Origin of the sequence: Kocuria sp. KD4 (assembly GCF_011769905.1) — a bacterium.
GTDB classification, from domain to species: domain Bacteria; phylum Actinomycetota; class Actinomycetes; order Actinomycetales; family Micrococcaceae; genus Kocuria; species Kocuria marina.
The window spans coordinates 1,601,385-1,616,429 of record NZ_CP050449.1 but is presented as its reverse complement, the minus strand read 5'-3'; the positions used below and the strand labels follow the sequence as shown (position 1 = coordinate 1,616,429).

Sequence of the window (15,045 nt, the reverse complement as noted above, 5' to 3'; positions counted from 1 at the left end):
CGCAGCACACCCCATTCGAGAAGCCACAGGAGGACACCATGGCACAGGAACGCATCTTCCGCACCGGATCCCGCCGCGAGGAGGAACCGGACGCCCCGGCCCCCGCGACCCCGCCCGCCTCGGGCGCCGCACAGGCCCAGCGGGACACCCAGGGCACCGACGACCTGCTCGCGGAGATCGACGGCGTGCTCGAGACCAACGCGGAGGCCTTCGTGAAGGGCTTCGTGCAGAAGGGCGGCCAGTAATACCGTGGAACGGCGGATCTACGGGATCGAGACCGAGTTCGGCCTGATCCACAGCGCACCGCAGGGCCGTCCCCTGGGTGCGGACGAGACGGCGCGGCGGCTGTTCGCACCGGTGCTCGCGTGGGGGCGGGCCTCCAACGTGTTCCTGCCTAACGGCGGGCGCCTGTACCTGGACGTGGGCTCCCACCCCGAGTACGCGACGGCCGAGGCCGCAACCCTGCACGACGTCGTCGCCCAGGACGCCGCCGGCGAACGGATCGTGGACGACCTGCGCGCTCAGCTGCAGGAGAGCCTGGACGCCGAGGGCGTGGGCGGCACGGTGCACCTGTTCAAGAACAACGCGGACTCCGCCGGCAACTCGTTCGGCTCGCACGAGAACTACATGATTGCCCGCCGCACGGAGTTCTCCCGGCTGGTCCAGCACCTGCTGCCGCTACTGGTGACGCGGCAGATCCTCGTGGGCGCGGGTCGGGTGCACCCGGACGGGCCGCCGCCCTTCGGCTCCCTGGCCCTGGGGGACGGGCGCCCCGGCTACTCGTTCTCCCAGCGGGCGGACCACGTGTGGGAGGGGTCGTCCTCGGCCACCACCCGCTCCCGCCCCATGATCAACACCCGGGACGAACCGCACGCGGACGCCGAGCGCTACCGCCGGCTGCACGTCATCACGGGCGACTCGTCCATGTCCCAGACCACCACGGCGCTGAAGATCGGCATCACGGACGCGGTGCTGCGCATGATCGAGGCGGGCCAGATCCTGCCGGACCGCACGCTCGCGGACCCGGCTGCCGCCCTGCGGCAGGTCTCCCACGACCTCACCGGTTTGGCACCGCTGGAGCTGGCCGCGGGGGGCTACCGCTCGGCGATCGAACTGCAGCGCGAGTACCTTGAGGAAGTCACCCGGTTCGTGCAGCGCCACGGCGCGCACCACGACCGCCTCGACTGGGTCGTCGGGCTGTGGGACCGTGGGCTGCGCGCCGTCGAGGAGCAGGACAGCTCGCTGGTGGACCGCGAGCTGGACTGGGCCATCAAGAAGAAGCTGCTGGACTCCTACGCGAGCGCCCACGGGATGGACTGGTCCCACCCCCGCATGGCGCAGTTGGACCTCGCTTACCACGACACCTCCGTGCGCCACGGACTTTTCCATATGCTGGAGCGCCGCGGTGCCGTGGAGACGTTCGTGGCCCCGCAGGACGTCGAGCGCGCCGTCGTCGAAGGCCCTCCCACCCGGGCGCGGATGCGCGGGCGGTTCGTGGCCGCGGCCCACGACGCCGGGGTCAGCACCACCGTGGACTGGGTGCACCTGAAGCTCAACGGGGAGCACCAGCAGAGCACGGTCATGTGCAAGGACCCCTTCGCCACCACCCAGCCGGACGTCGAGGAGCTGATCGCAGAGATCACCTCCGGACGCGCCTGACCCCACCCGCCCGCAGTGTTCCGGGGACTCTCCCAGCCGCGGCCCACGCGGGTCCTCTACATTGGCTCCGAGCCAGCACCCCGATGACGAAAGGTCACCCCCTCGTGCGAAAGATCATCCCTGCCGGCACCGCCGCGCTCGCCCTGTCCCTGCTGCTGACCGGCTGCGGCGGGGGCTCGGGCTGGGACTCCGTGGAACTGTCCGCAGACCCCTCGCAGGGCACCGCGCCGTCGGTGTCCTTCAAGACCCCAATGAAGGTGGACGACGCGCAGACGAAGGTCCTGAAGGAAGGGGACGGTGAGGAGATCCACGCCGGCGACAGCATCATGCTGCAGGCGGCCCTGTACAAGGGCTCGGATGGTTCCTCGCTGGGGGACACCTACAGTCAGGGTGCCGGACAGGTGCTGACCGTCAACGACGAGCTCAAGGACTCCCTGCCGCAGATGTACGACGCCCTGACGAAGGCCAAGGAGGGGGAGATCATCGCGTACAGCTCTCCCAAGACCAGCGGCGCGGCCTCCGAGGGGGACGACTCCACCTCGGTGGAGGTCTACCAGGTGACCAAGAAGATCATGCCCTCGCTCAACGAGAAGATGAAGACCCCCTCCAAGGGCATGCCCAACGTTACGCAGGACGACAAGGGCACCCCCACGATCGCCAAGCCCTCCGGTAGCGAGCCCAAGGAGCTGAAGACGGACGTGCTGATCGAGGGGGACGGTGACACCGTCAAGGAGTCGGACACCGTGATCGCGAACTATGTGGGCGTGCGCTGGGCGGACGGGAAGTCCTTCGACTCCTCCTACGAGAAGGGCACCCCGGCCTCCTTCCCCCTCAACGGTGTGATCGCCGGCTGGAAGGAGGGTCTGAAGGGCCAGAAGGTGGGCTCGCGCGTGGAGCTGGTGATCCCCACCGACAAGGCCTACGGCACGGAGAAGGAGCTCGGCAAGGACTCCCAGTACCCCGCGGGCGCGCTCGTGTTCGTGGTGGACATCCTCGGCACCACACCTACCCCGAAGACGGAGACCGCGAGCCCGCAGGCCTCGGCGAGCGCCACTCCCGGTGCGTCCACGGCACCGAGCGCGAGCCCGGAGTCCTCTGCGTCCGGCAAGTGAGACACGGCTACACTGTGTGCTCGGCACGGCCCCGCCCGGGGGCCCACGACGAAAGGTAGAGCCCGTGTCATTCGGAGAGCGCAAGCTTGATCGTTCCAAGCCGGAGATCGACTTCCCCCAGGACCCGGTTCCCACCGAGCTGCGGATCGTGGACGAGATCCAGGGCACCGGCCGGGAGGCGAAGGTCGGGGACACGGTCTCGTGCCACTACGTGGGTGTCACGTACTCGGGGGGCGAGGAGTTCGACGCCTCCTGGAACCGCGGTGAGCCGCTGGGCTTCACGGTGGGCGTGGGACAGGTCATCCAGGGCTGGGACCAGGGTCTGCTGGGCATGAAGGTGGGTGGTCGGCGTCGGCTGGAGATCCCCTCCGAGCTGGCGTACGGCTCGCGCGGCGCCGGCGCCGTGATCGGCCCGGACGAGTCCCTGATCTTCGTGGTGGACCTGCTCGACGTCCGCTGAATGGCGCCCTCCGCGGGGCCCTCGGCGCGCCGTTCCACCACGGCGTCCGCCGAGCGGCTCCTCAACCTGCTGATCGCCCTGCTCGACCGCGAGTCCGGGTACACCCGTGAGCAGCTGCGCGGGATCGTGCCCGGTTACGACCGCGCCGGGAACCAGGACGCGTTCGAGCGCATGTTCGAGCGCGACAAGGCGCACCTGCGCTCACTCGGGTACCCGGTGGAGGAGATCCCTGACGACGACCCCTGGGCCTCGGACGCGCAGCTCACCCCGCGCTACCGCGTGCCCCGGGGCTCGTACCGGCTGCCCCGGGTGCGGTTCAGTGCGGAGGAGTCCGCGGTGCTCGCCGTCGCGGCGGACGCATGGAACGACGCTGCCCAGGACCGGCTCGCACGCCGCGCCCTCGACAAGCTCGAACCGGCGCTCAGCGGCGAGGCCGCGCCGGGCCGGGACCTGCAGCCCACCGTGGCCGTGGCGGACCCCGCCTTCGAGCCGCTGCTCTCGGCAGTGCTTGCGCACCGCACAGTGCGCTTCGACTACGTGGACCGCACCGGGGCATTCTCCCAGCGCACGGTGCAGCCGTGGGGCGTGGGCTCCCGCTACGGGGCCTGGTACCTCGCGGGCTGGGACACGGACCGGCGTGCACAGCGCACGTTCCGGCTCTCCCGCATCATCTCCGAGGTGGAGACCACGCGCGAGACGTTCGAGCCGCCCCGGGACTTTTCCATGGGCGGTCAGCTCGCGCGCATGGTCAGCCAGCCGCCGCAGCTGTGCGTGGTGGTCCATGTCCGCCAGGGCGCGGGCCAGCTGCTGCGCCGCATTGCCGCGCCGTCCGACTCGCCCGCGTGGCGGGCCCCCGAGGGCTACGACGCCGTGCAGCTCGCGGTGCACGATACCGAGTCCGCGGCGGAACACGTGTGCGCGGCGGGCCCGGACGCCCGGGTGCCCCGCGAACCCGTGCCCGGTATTCGGGGCGACGCCGCACTGGGCGGGAGCACCCCGACGGCCGAGGGCGGGCCGTCGGCCGAACCCGATTCGACGAGCGACGACGCCCCGACCGCCGAGGACATCGCGACCCAGAACGCGGTCGCCGACGCCGTGGCCCGCAGACTCCGTGACGCGCGGGCCTTCCAGGCGCGGATGCCCGGCGTGGACGTGCGTTGGGGCAAGCAGCGCCGTCACGGCGCGGCCAAGGCCAGCACCGAACAGCACCTCGCGCGGCTGCTACACATCGTGCGCCACGTCTACGCCCATCAGGGCGCGGAACTCGAGGAGACGGCCCGGCATTTCGGGATCACGGACGCGGAACTCGTCAACGACCTGCAGACCCTGTTCGTGTGCGGGCGCCCGGGGCACATGCCAGACCAGCTCATCGACGCGTCCTGGGACGACGGCCACATCTACCTGGGCAACGCGCAGGAACTGTCCGAACCCGTGCGGTTGACCGTCCCCGAGGCCAGCGCGCTGCTCATGGGGTTGCAGACCCTGCAGGCCGTTCCGGGCGGTGACAGCAGGGTCGTGCGCTCGGCCATGCAGAAGGTCGCGACCGCCGCGGACGCGCTGCCGCTCGCGGACGCGCTTGCGGCACCGGACGCCGACGCCGCCGCGGAGCCCCGTGACAGCGCGCTCGTCACCCGCCTGCGGGACGCGATCAAGAACGGCCGGCGCGTGCGGTTGCAGTACCTCGTGGCCTCCCGGGACGAGGTCACGGAGCGGCATGTGGACCCCGTGCGGATGATCTTCTCGGACGGGCAGCAGTACGTGCGGGGCTGGTGCCTGCAGGCCAACGCGCCGCGCACGTTCCGCACCGACCGGATCGTGGGCTGCGAGGACGCGGGTGAGGCCGAGGTGCACCCGCGCATGGAATCGGAGGTGCGTTCGAGCATCCAACCGGCCAAGCGTCGTCCGGTCCAGGCCGTGGTCGTCACCGACCGGCGCGGGCGGTGGATCGTGGAGCACTACCACGCCAAGCGCTTCGTGGAGGTCTCCGTGCCTTCGGCACCGGGGGAGACGGAGGAATCCGACGCCGCGCCCCGGGAGGCGAACTCCCAGCCGATTCCCGGGTCCCGCGCACGCTCGGCGCGGGGGCCGCGTCCACTGCCCGAGTACGTGGCCGCGGAGGTGGACTTCCCCACACTGGATGCACTGTCGTCCCTGGTCACACGGCATGCGGGACACGTGGGCGTGGTCTCACCGCCCGAGGCCGTGGCCGCCGTTGAACAGTGGTTGAACAGCAGCTGTCCCGAACCCACCCCCGGGCGTCCGTAGCCGTCGACTGCCTATACTGGGGCCATGCTGTGGTGGATGTGGGTCGTGCTGTGGACCGTTCTGGTCCTGGGTGCTGCCGCGTTCATCGGGTGGGTGCTCTACCGGGTCGTGCGCACGCAGGTGCTGCCCGCGCTGGACGAGATCGAGCGAAGCGGTACCGATTTCGCCACCCGCTGGAACGCCGCTGCCCAGGGACACTCCACGCCGTTGCGCACACCCGCCTCGCCAGCCATGTTCACCCCGGTGGACGAGACCCGCGCCGCCTACCATAGCGGCCGGGACCAACGACAAACAGCTCGGCTCATCCGCAGGATGCAGCGCAGGGACACCCTGGGGCAGCCCCAGAGGTATTCGGACGTGCGCCGGGCTGAACAGAAAGGACTCCGCCATGGGCCGCTTGTTTGACAGCCCCCTGACCCTCGTTTTGATCCTCGTGGTCATCCTGCTCCTCTTCGGTGCCCCCAAGCTGCCCGGGATGGCTCGTAGCCTGGGCCAGTCCCTGCGCATCTTCAAGTCCGAGGTCAAGGAGATGAAGCGCGACGACGATCCGAACGTGACCGTCAACGGCCAGCCGGTCGCCGATGGCCAGCCCGTCGCGGGCACCACCGCCGCGCAGTCGAGCACCCAGCCCACGGTGCAGCCCTCGGTGCAACAGCCGGCCGCCGAGCAGCCCACCGTGATCACCCCGCAGCCGGGCCAGCCCGCGCCCACCGTGGACCAGAACCAGCGCCCCACCGCCTGATCCCGGCATCGTCCGTCGGGACCCGCGCGGGGCCGAGCCGCACGGCTCGGCCCCGTCGCATGCGGGTGAACGGCCCGTCAGAGAGGACAGGGACCCATGTCCACCACGGATTCCGGGAAGGCCCCCGGTTCCACTCGGCAACAGCGCCGGGAACGCCGCAAGAGCACGTCGCGGCGGCACAACCCGCAGGCCCAGATGGCGCTCAAGGAGCACCTGCGGGAACTGCGTAACCGCCTCATCAAGTCCGCCGTGGCCACCGTGCTGGGCGCGGTGCTCGGCTTCATGGCGTACGAGCCGTTCATGCAGTACATCACCGAGCCGCTGCAGCGCCTGGCCGAGTCCGGGCGCACCGCGACCATCAACTACTCCTCGGTGGGCGGGTCCTTCAACATCATGGTGGAGGTCGCCGTGGTGCTCGGGCTGATCTTCGCGTCGCCGGTGTGGCTGTACCAGTTGTGGGCGTTCATCACGCCGGCGCTGCACAAGAACGAACGCCGCTACGCCATGGCCTTCCTCGCGGCGGCGATCCCCTTGTTCCTGGGTGGGTGCGCCCTGGCCGTGACCGCGCTGCCCGCGGCCGTCTACGCGCTCACCGCGTTCACGCCCGAGGGCGGGGCGAACTTCGTGGAGGCCGGGATCTACCTGCGCTTCTTCCTCCAGCTCATCCTGACCTTCGGGATCTCGTGCGTGGTCCCCGTGCTGCTCGTGGGTCTCAACGTGCTGGGCCTGCTGTCCGGGCGCACCGTGCTCAAGGCGTGGCGGATTGTGGTGGTGGTCGTGCTCGTGATCGCCGCGATGGCCGCGCCGGGTCCGGATCCCGTGACCATGCTCTACCTGGCCATCCCGCTGCTGGTGCTGTTCTTCGTGGCCGTGGGGCTGTGTCTGTACCTGGACCGGCGTCGTGCCAAGAAGCAGGCCCGGCAGGCCGCCGCGACCGGTGCGAACGCGGACCGGGGAACCTCGGCGGAAGCGCTGCGCTCGATGGGCAGCACCGCCCACGAAGACTGATCCGCCCCGATTCCCGGGGTGTCAGAGGCACCGCGTAGGGTGGAAGCATGTCTTCCCCCGCCGAACGGTACATTGCCGCGAAGGCTCGCGCGGCCCACGTGAGCACGGAGCTGTCGGCCTTCGAGAACACCGTGGACTTCGAACTGGACCCGTTCCAGACGCAGGGGTGCCGCGCTCTCGAGGAGGGCCGGGGAGTGCTCGTGGCCGCCCCCACGGGCGCGGGAAAGACCGTGGTGGGGGAGTTCGCGATCCACCTCGCACTGACCCGGGGTAAGAAGGCCTTCTACACCACGCCCATCAAGGCGTTGAGCAATCAGAAGTTCCACGAGTTCTCGCGCCGCTGGGGCTCGGACCGTGTGGGTCTGCTCACGGGTGATACGTCCGTGAACTCGGAAGCGGACGTGGTCGTGATGACCACCGAGGTGCTGCGCAACATGCTCTACGCGGGCTCGTCCACCCTGGCGAACCTGGGGTTCGTGATCATGGACGAGGTGCACTACCTCGCGGACCGCTTCCGCGGTGCGGTGTGGGAAGAGGTCATCATCCACCTGCCCGAGCACGTCCAGCTCGCGTCCCTGTCCGCGACCGTCTCCAACGCCGAGGAATTCGGTGCGTGGCTCGATGACGTCCGCGGCAGCACGGACGTGGTGGTCTCCGAACACCGTCCGGTCCCGCTGTGGCAGCACGTCCAGGTGGGGCCGCAGCTGCTGGACCTGTTCGTGGACGACACCACGGTCGAGGAGGCCGCGCAGCGCCACTCGGACAAACACCGGGACGAACCCGAGGTCAACCCCGAGCTGCTTCGGTTGTTCCGCGCCCAGCATCCCCGCGGGGGTCGGTCGGGTGGGCGCGGACCCGGTCACCGCAATCGCCGTCGTCACGGCGGCCGCCACCAGGAGCCCCGCACCGGGCGGCAGGAGCGGATCTCCCGCCCCCAGCTGTTGCGCCGGCTCGACGCCGAGGCCCTGCTGCCCGCCATCACCTTCATCTTCTCCCGCGCCGGGTGCGACGCCGCCGTGGCACAGTGCGTGGCCGCGGACCTGTGGCTCACCACGCCGCAGGAGCAGCGCACCCTGCGCGCGTTCGCGGCGGAGGCCACCGCGCACATGTCCACCGCGGACCTCGCGGCGCTGAACTACGAGGACTGGTACCAGGGCCTCATCCGGGGGATCTCCGCCCACCACGCGGGCATGCTGCCCGTGTTCAAGGAAGTGGTCGAGCAGCTGTTCTCGGAGGGGCTCATCAAGGCCGTGTTCGCCACGGAGACCCTGGCGCTCGGGATCAACATGCCGGCCCGTTCCGTGGTGCTCGAACGCCTCGACAAGTTCAACGGTGAGGCTCGCGTGGACATCACCCCGGGGGAGTACACCCAGCTCACGGGGCGCGCGGGCCGGCGCGGGATCGACGTCGAGGGCCACGCCGTGGTGCTGTGGCGGGACGGGATGAACCCCCAGGCCGTCGCGGGACTCGCGTCCACGCGCACGTACCCGCTGAACTCGAGCTTCCGGCCCACATACAACATGTCCACCAACCTCATCGCGCGCTACGGGGCCAAACGCTCCCGGTCCATCCTGGAGACCTCGTTCGCGCAGTTCCAGGCGGACCGCTCGGTCGTGGGCCTGGCCAAACGGGTGCGCTCCCAGGAGAAGACCCTCGAGGGCTACCGGGACGCCATGACGTGCCACCTGGGCGACTTCACCGAGTACGCTGCGCTCCGCCGTGAGCTCACGGCCGAGGAGAAGTCCGCGAGCAAGTCCCGCTCGGCGCGTCAACGTAACGACGCCGCGGTGGCCCTGCAGGACCTGCTGCCCGGGGACGTGATCGAGATCCCTCAGGGCCGCAACGCCGGGTGGGCCGTGGTGCTGCGCGAGGACGCGCACCCCTTCGACCCGCGCCCCCACATTCTCACGGTGGACGGCAAACTGCGCCGGGTGGGTGTCAACGACCTGGACGGTTCCCTGGAACCCGAATCCCGGATCCGGATCCCCAAGCACTTCTCGGGGAAGTCCCCCCAGGAACGCAAGGACCTCGCCGCGACCGTGCGGGCCGCGTTGCGCGAGCACCGTCCCGCGCGCACCCGCTCGGGCGGTCACGCGATCCGCTTCGACCGGGGGACCTCCGCGCGCGATCACCGGATCGAGGACCTGCGCCGACGGTTGCGTTCGCACCCGTGTCATGGTTGTTCGGACCGCGAACAACACGCCCGCTGGGCGGAGCGCGCGTGGAAGCTCGAGAAGGACACCCAGGCACTGCGTAAGCAGATCGCCGGGCGCACCGGGAGCATCGCCGCGACCTTCGACCGCGTGTGCGCGGTGCTCACGCACTTCGAGTATCTCAGCCCGGACGAATCCGGCCACCTGCAGCCCACCGCGGCGGGCGAACAGTTGCGCCGGCTCTACGGTGAGCGGGACCTGCTCCTCGCACTGTGCTTGCGGGACGGCTTCCTGGACGGACTGGACGCCCCCGGACTTGCCGGTGTCATGACCGCACTCGTCTACCAGCCCCGGCGCGAGGACCAGGGCGCGCGTCCCAAGATGCCCACGGCCCACATGGAGGAATCCGTCCAGATCCTGCTCCACAACTGGTCGGTGCTCTCCGCGCGCGAGGCCGAGCACCGATTGCCGCTCACGGCCGCCCCCGAGCTGGGGCTCGCGGACGCCATGTACCGCTGGGCCCGGGGCGCCACTCTGACCCGGACGCTCACCGGCACCGACCTGGCCGCGGGGGATTTCGTGCGCTGGGCCAAACAGACCGTGGACGTCCTGGACCAGTTGCGCGGCGTGGAAGGGCTCGATCCCGAGCTGCGCGAGACCGCGCACCGGGCCATCGAAGCCGTGCGCCGCGGCGTCGTCGAGTACAGCGTCTTCGACCAGTAAGACAATGCCGGGCGCGGGGGTTCCGCACGCCCGGTCGGAGGGAATCACGTGAAGTCAGAACAAAAAGCCGTGCGGGTGTGGATCAACGGATCGGTGTACTCGCCCGCTGACCCGTTCGCCACCGCCATCCTCCTGGACGGCGCGACCGTGGCGTGGGTCGGTTCCGACGACGCCGCCCGGGCCATGGCCGGCGCGGACGTCACCCCGGGAGACCTGCGGGCCGCGGTGGTCACCCCCGCGTTCGTCGCCCACCACCGAGTGGTCGGGTCCGGGCAGCTTCCGCGCGTCGAGCACGGCTACGGAGCCGTGGAACTGGTGAGCTCGGACCCCGACGCGCTCGACGCCGCGACGCGGGAGGTCCGCGCGGACGGGCTGCATGCCCTGCCGATCCTGGTGCGCCGCGCGCGGGACACCGACGAGCTCGACCCCTCGGCACTGCCGTCGCCCGCCCTGGGGCTCGACGCCGCTGCGTTCGGTGATCCCGCTGCTCTGGCCGATGCCGCGCGGGAACACCTCGTGGTATGCACGCGAGTGGGGCTGCAAGCGGTGCTCGTTCTGCCCCCGTCCGGGGACGGCGCGTCGAAGAGTGGCTCGTTCGGGGACGACCCGTCCGGAAGCCGACTGTCCGGGAACGAGTTGTCCGGGAGCGACGCCTCCGGCAACGACCGCCCCGAGGACGATCCGGACAAGACCGCGGGGGAGGACGAGGCGTCGACGGAAGATGCATCGTCGTCGTCGGGGGATCCCCGCGTTGACGCGTTGCTGGACGCCGCGGACGCCGCCGCGGAGGAACTCGGCGGCCGGGCGTTCCATGCGCGGGGGCACCGGATCGTGGGCGTCGAACAGTTGTCCGAAGCCCAGTGCGAACGCCTGGCCGATCTGGCGATCACCGTCTCGTGCGTGCCCGGACGGGCGCCGCTGCGGGACCTGTCCCGTGCCGGTGTGCCCGTGACGCTCATGACCGACGACCCCAATCCGTGGACCGCCGTCAAGGCGGCCCTCGAGGCACCCGACGAGCACCTGCGCACCTCCGCGCGCGCTGCGTTCCTGGCTCTGACCCGCGGGGTGTGGCGCGCTCACCGCGGGGGCACACCCCTCGCGGGGCAGCTCGCACCGGGCGCGGAGGCCACGCTCGCGGTGTGGGACGCCGAATCCGTCATGGTGCAACAGGCCCAGGGCACGGGCGCGTCGTGGAGCACGGACCCGCGGGCGCGCACGCCCGTCCTGCCCGCGCTCGACGATTCCCGCTTGCCGCGGTGCGAGGCCACCGTGGTGGCCGGGACGCTCGTGAGCGGCGCGGAACCGCGCCCATGACGTCGCGTTTTCATCTTGGTCCTGATCGCCCCTGACGTTAGACTGAGTTCTTACTGCCGGGTGGGTTCATCCGTCCTTAGAAAACAGCGCGCGCCCTTCGGGCCGCTCTGGTCCGAAGGCGGATGGGCCCGCCCAGTGGTCTGTCCGGGCTCGGGTGCCCGGCTACCAGCGGCATGAAAGGACGCCCGGTGCGAGTTCTCACCATCATCCCCACGTACAACGAACGTGAATCGTTGCCCACGGTCATCAAGCGGCTGCGCGCCGCCGTGCCGGACGCCCACGTGCTGGTCGCCGACGACAACAGCCCGGACGGTACCGGTGACATGGCCGATGCCATGGCCGAGCAGGACGGCAACATCCACGTCCTGCACCGACCCGCCAAGGAGGGCCTGGGGCCCGCGTACCTGGCCGGTTTCGCGTGGGGTCTCGAGCGCGACTACGACGTCCTCGTGGAGATGGACGCGGACTGCTCCCACCAGCCCGAGCAGTTGCCGTTGCTGCTCGACGCCGTGGAGCAGGGCGCGGACATGGCCATCGGTTCGCGCTACGTCCCGGGTGGGCGCACCGAGAACTGGCCGCTGCAGCGACAGCTGATCTCGCGCGGTGGCAACATCTACTCGCGTGTCCTGCTGGGCACGTCCATCCACGACATCACGGGTGGCTTCCGCGCCTACCGGGACACCACGCTACGGGCCCTGGACCTGGACTCGGTCCGCTCGCGCGGCTACTGCTTCCAGATCGACCTCGCGTGGCGCGCCGAGCGCCTGGGGCTGAAGATCGTGGAGGTGCCCATCACGTTCGTCGAACGCGAGGAGGGTGCGTCCAAGATGAGCAACGACGTCACCGTGGAGGCCGCCACGAGCGTGGCCAAGTGGGGCCTCACGGCCCGTGCGCGCACGCTCGCCGGGAAGCTGGGCCTGGGCCGCTGACCGGCCGCTGCTCCGTGCCCGGCCGGCTCGCGGGTCGGTTCGAGCCACCGCGCCGGCATCGCCTCGCGCGTACCTACTATTCGTCCAACGGAACGACCCCCGCCCATCGGGCGGGGGTCGTTCCGTTGGTGTGTCGGCGGTCGATCATCGACCGCGCGAAGGGATCAGAGAGCGTGCTGCTCCTTGTAGAACGCCAGCCGCTGCTCGAGGGTCTGCTCGAGTTCCTCTATGCTGCGCCGCTCCAGGAGCATGTCCCAGTGGGAGCGCTGGTGCTTCTCGTTGGGGTTCTCGGGCTTCTCACCGTTGACCAGGATGGCTTCCTGGCCGGTCTTGGTGGTCCACACCGGGGGGATCTCCGCCTCCGCCGCGAACATCACGGACACGGACTCGCCCTCCGCGGTGCGGTATTCCACGCGCTGACGCGGCGCGGGCTCCACCCCGGCCTCGGTTTCCATGGACTGGGAGCCCAGGCGCATCCCTCGTAGGCTGCGATCACTCACGCGACGATCCTTCCCGACGTACGTTCTCGTGGGCCGCGCGACGACGACGCTGCGGTGCGTTCACACCCGGCGTCCCGTCCTCGCGGGCCCACTCTTCGTTCCCCAGCGTAACGGGGAGTCAGCGGGATTCATTCCCCGGATCGGTCTCGGGGGCCTCCGGGCGGGCGTGCCGGGGCAACGAGCCGGACTCGGCATCCGTCCCGGTGGTGCCGGCGGTCGTGGGTTCCGAGTCCGTGACCGGCAGGTTGACCTCGTCCACGTGGGGATCGGCGGCCTCCTGGGCGATCGGGGACGTGTAGGGCGAATCCGGCATCTCGAACTCGCTCGGGTCCGTCAAGGTGAGGTCCGGTTCCAGGTCCTTCTCGGTGACCTTGACGGTCTCGTGCTCCACGATGGGGGCGCTCTCCGGCAGGTCCGGTGCAGCGGGGGCCTCGTCCTCGTACTCGTCGTCCTCGGGGTCGTCCGACGCGCCGGGGTTGAGGTAGGAACCCACACCGCGCAGCGCGGTGCTCAGCTCGGCGGGGATCATCCACACCTTGTTGGCCGTGCCCTCGGCGACCTTGGGCAGAGTCTGGATGTACTGGTACGCCAACAGCTTCTGGGTGGGGCGGGCGCGGTGGATCGAGTCGAATACCTTGGCGATGGCCTGCGCCTCACCGTCCGCGCGCAGGATCGCGGCCTTCGCGTCACCCTCCGCGGAGAGCACGGCGGCCTGACGTTCACCCTCGGCGGTGAGGATCTGGGACTGCTTCTCGCCCTCGGCGGTGAGGATCGCGGCGCGGCGGTCACGCTCGGCGCGCATCTGCTTCTCCATGGAGTCCTGGATGGACGGCGGGGGAGTGATCTCCTTGATGTCCACGCGGGAGATCCGGATGCCCCAGCGCCCGGTCGTGGAATCCAGTACGCCGCGCAGCTCCGCGTTGATCTTGTCGCGGGAGGTCAAGGTCTCCTCGAGGTTCAAACCACCCACCACGTTACGCAGCGTGGCGCTCGTGAGCTCGTCCACGGCCTGGATGTAATTGGTGATCTCGTACGTGGCGGCGCGGGGATCAGTGACCTGGAAGTAGACCACGGTGTCGATGCCCACGACCAGGTTGTCCTCGGTGATCACGGACTGGGCGGGGAACGGCACGACCTGTTCGCGCAGGTCGATCAGGGGCAGCAACCGGTCGATGAAGGGGATGAGGAAGTGCAGCCCGGGATTGAGGGTGGACTGGTACTTGCCCAGTCGCTCCACGATGCCCGCGCGCGACTGCGGGACGATCCGCACCGCTTTGATAAGGGTGATGACCGCGGCGAGCACCACCACGGCCAACAGGACGACGATGACGATGGACATGGGGTCCTTTCGGTGGGGGTTCGGCGGTGCGCCGGGGCGCTCGTCCGGGGTCAGGGTCGGACGCCGCGCCCGGGGTCGGTGTGCGTGGGCACCGGGGCCACGTCCGCGACGACCGCGGTGGCCCCCTCGATGCGGTGGACGTAGGCGGTGCTACCCTCGGGCAGGGCGGCGGCCGTGGCGGTGCGGGCGGTCCAGATGTCACCCTCCAGGCGCACCAGGCCGCTGTGCTGGCTCACGGGCTCCAGCGCCATGCACCGCAGCCCGATGAGGCGATCGGTGTTGGAGCGGGTCGTGGGCGTGGACCTGTTGAGACGTCGCAGGGCGATCGGGCGGATCAAGAAGATCAGCAGCACCGACACCAGCGCGAACATCACCACCTGCGCGGTGAAACTGTCCACGACCAGGCTCACGCCGGCGGTGACCAGGGCGGCGAGCGACATCATGAGAAAGAGGAAGTCCAGGGTGAGCATCTCGATGGCTGCGAGCACCAGCATCACGATCAGCCACAGGATCCAGGGATTGTTGACCAGTGCGTCCCACACGGTACGGCTCCGTCCTCGTCCGGTGTCATCGGTTCTCGGATGCCCCGGTGCGAGCCCGGGGATCCATCTCACGTGGTCCAGCCCATTGTGCCCTACGACACCGACGTGATCCCGCAGGCCCCACGCTAGTGCCGCTGGTAATCACATGCCGCGACGCTCCCGCGGCAACGGCGCGCCGGTTTCCCCGTGAGAGAAACGTGCAGGAAATCAGTGGCGCGTCACTATGTGGGTCGTAATATGGGTTACGAAGCCAGACCACACACCCATTGCGGGTGCGGCGGCCTACGGCGCACAAACCG

General features: G+C 70.0%; 14 protein-coding genes. 11 read left to right on the top strand and 3 right to left on the bottom strand.

Translation table 11 applies throughout. The features are described from left to right. Window positions 1-38: 38 nt before the first annotated feature. The 11 genes from HBK84_RS07270 (at window position 39) to HBK84_RS07220 (ending at window position 12,365) form a co-directional block, all read left to right on the top strand. Window positions 39-245 (top strand): ubiquitin-like protein Pup, encoded by a 207-nt coding sequence (locus HBK84_RS07270; protein WP_098055493.1) that lies wholly within the window; start codon window positions 39-41, stop codon window positions 243-245. A gap of 4 nt (window positions 246-249) precedes the next feature. Continuing rightward, complete coding sequence (pafA, locus tag HBK84_RS07265) at window positions 250-1,659, top strand: Pup--protein ligase (RefSeq protein WP_144996781.1); 1,410 nt, start codon at window positions 250-252, stop codon at window positions 1,657-1,659. A 104-nt stretch (window positions 1,660-1,763) separates the two neighbouring features. Next, window positions 1,764-2,771, top strand: coding sequence for an FKBP-type peptidyl-prolyl cis-trans isomerase (locus HBK84_RS07260; RefSeq protein WP_206069137.1), 1,008 nt, complete (start codon window positions 1,764-1,766; stop codon window positions 2,769-2,771). Window positions 2,772-2,835: 64 nt separating this feature from the next. Beyond that, the gene (locus HBK84_RS07255) at window positions 2,836-3,231 is read left to right on the top strand and encodes an FKBP-type peptidyl-prolyl cis-trans isomerase (protein ID WP_144996777.1); all 396 of its coding nucleotides are present in this window, start codon (window positions 2,836-2,838) and stop codon (window positions 3,229-3,231) included. After that, window positions 3,232-5,496, top strand: coding sequence for a WYL domain-containing protein (locus HBK84_RS07250; RefSeq protein WP_167318547.1), 2,265 nt, complete (start codon window positions 3,232-3,234; stop codon window positions 5,494-5,496). 24 nt (window positions 5,497-5,520) lie between these two features. Continuing rightward, the gene (locus HBK84_RS07245; protein WP_167318546.1) at window positions 5,521-5,901 is read left to right on the top strand and encodes a hypothetical protein; all 381 of its coding nucleotides are present in this window, start codon (window positions 5,521-5,523) and stop codon (window positions 5,899-5,901) included. After that, on the top strand, window positions 5,885-6,238 hold the full coding sequence (tatA, locus tag HBK84_RS07240) for a Sec-independent protein translocase subunit TatA (RefSeq protein ID WP_064846993.1): 354 nt from the start codon (window positions 5,885-5,887) through the stop codon (window positions 6,236-6,238). Before HBK84_RS07245 ends, tatA begins: the two co-directional genes overlap by 17 nt. A 195-nt stretch (window positions 6,239-6,433) precedes the next feature. Beyond that, window positions 6,434-7,246 (top strand): twin-arginine translocase subunit TatC, encoded by an 813-nt coding sequence (gene tatC, locus HBK84_RS07235; protein ID WP_167319162.1) that lies wholly within the window; start codon window positions 6,434-6,436, stop codon window positions 7,244-7,246. A gap of 47 nt (window positions 7,247-7,293) precedes the next feature. Continuing rightward, window positions 7,294-10,122, top strand: a complete 2,829-nt coding sequence (locus HBK84_RS07230; RefSeq protein ID WP_064846994.1) for an RNA helicase — start codon at window positions 7,294-7,296, stop codon at window positions 10,120-10,122. A gap of 48 nt (window positions 10,123-10,170) precedes the next feature. Continuing rightward, the gene (locus HBK84_RS07225) at window positions 10,171-11,436 is read left to right on the top strand and encodes a hypothetical protein (RefSeq protein WP_167318545.1); all 1,266 of its coding nucleotides are present in this window, start codon (window positions 10,171-10,173) and stop codon (window positions 11,434-11,436) included. A gap of 188 nt (window positions 11,437-11,624) precedes the next feature. Next, a complete protein-coding gene (locus HBK84_RS07220) occupies window positions 11,625-12,365 on the top strand; it encodes a polyprenol monophosphomannose synthase (RefSeq protein WP_064846996.1) in 741 nt (246 codons plus the stop codon). 164 nt (window positions 12,366-12,529) lie between these two features. Here HBK84_RS07220 and HBK84_RS07215 read toward each other — a convergent pair whose 3' ends face one another. From HBK84_RS07215 to HBK84_RS07205, 3 genes are all read right to left on the bottom strand, one after another. Further along, window positions 12,530-12,865: an RNA polymerase-binding protein RbpA gene (locus tag HBK84_RS07215; RefSeq protein WP_085105991.1), complete on the bottom strand. Its 336-nt coding sequence runs from the start codon at window positions 12,863-12,865 to the stop codon at window positions 12,530-12,532. A 118-nt stretch (window positions 12,866-12,983) separates the two neighbouring features. Continuing rightward, window positions 12,984-14,204: an SPFH domain-containing protein gene (locus tag HBK84_RS07210; RefSeq protein ID WP_085105992.1), complete on the bottom strand. Its 1,221-nt coding sequence runs from the start codon at window positions 14,202-14,204 to the stop codon at window positions 12,984-12,986. A 50-nt stretch (window positions 14,205-14,254) separates the two neighbouring features. After that, a complete protein-coding gene (locus tag HBK84_RS07205) occupies window positions 14,255-14,746 on the bottom strand; it encodes an NfeD family protein (RefSeq protein ID WP_085105993.1) in 492 nt (163 codons plus the stop codon). Window positions 14,747-15,045 lie beyond the last annotated feature (299 nt).

Coding starts and splice junctions, on each gene's coding strand:
- HBK84_RS07210 (WP_085105992.1), bottom strand. CDS start 14,204: ATGTCCATCGTCATCGTCGTCCTGTTGGCCGTGGTGGTGCTCGCCGCG.
- HBK84_RS07250 (WP_167318547.1), top strand. CDS start 3,232: ATGGCGCCCTCCGCGGGGCCCTCGGCGCGCCGTTCCACCACGGCGTCC.
- HBK84_RS07270 (WP_098055493.1), top strand. CDS start 39: ATGGCACAGGAACGCATCTTCCGCACCGGATCCCGCCGCGAGGAGGAA.
- HBK84_RS07230 (WP_064846994.1), top strand. CDS start 7,294: ATGTCTTCCCCCGCCGAACGGTACATTGCCGCGAAGGCTCGCGCGGCC.
- tatA (WP_064846993.1), top strand. CDS start 5,885: ATGGGCCGCTTGTTTGACAGCCCCCTGACCCTCGTTTTGATCCTCGTG.
- HBK84_RS07245 (WP_167318546.1), top strand. CDS start 5,521: ATGCTGTGGTGGATGTGGGTCGTGCTGTGGACCGTTCTGGTCCTGGGT.
- tatC (WP_167319162.1), top strand. CDS start 6,434: ATGGCGCTCAAGGAGCACCTGCGGGAACTGCGTAACCGCCTCATCAAG.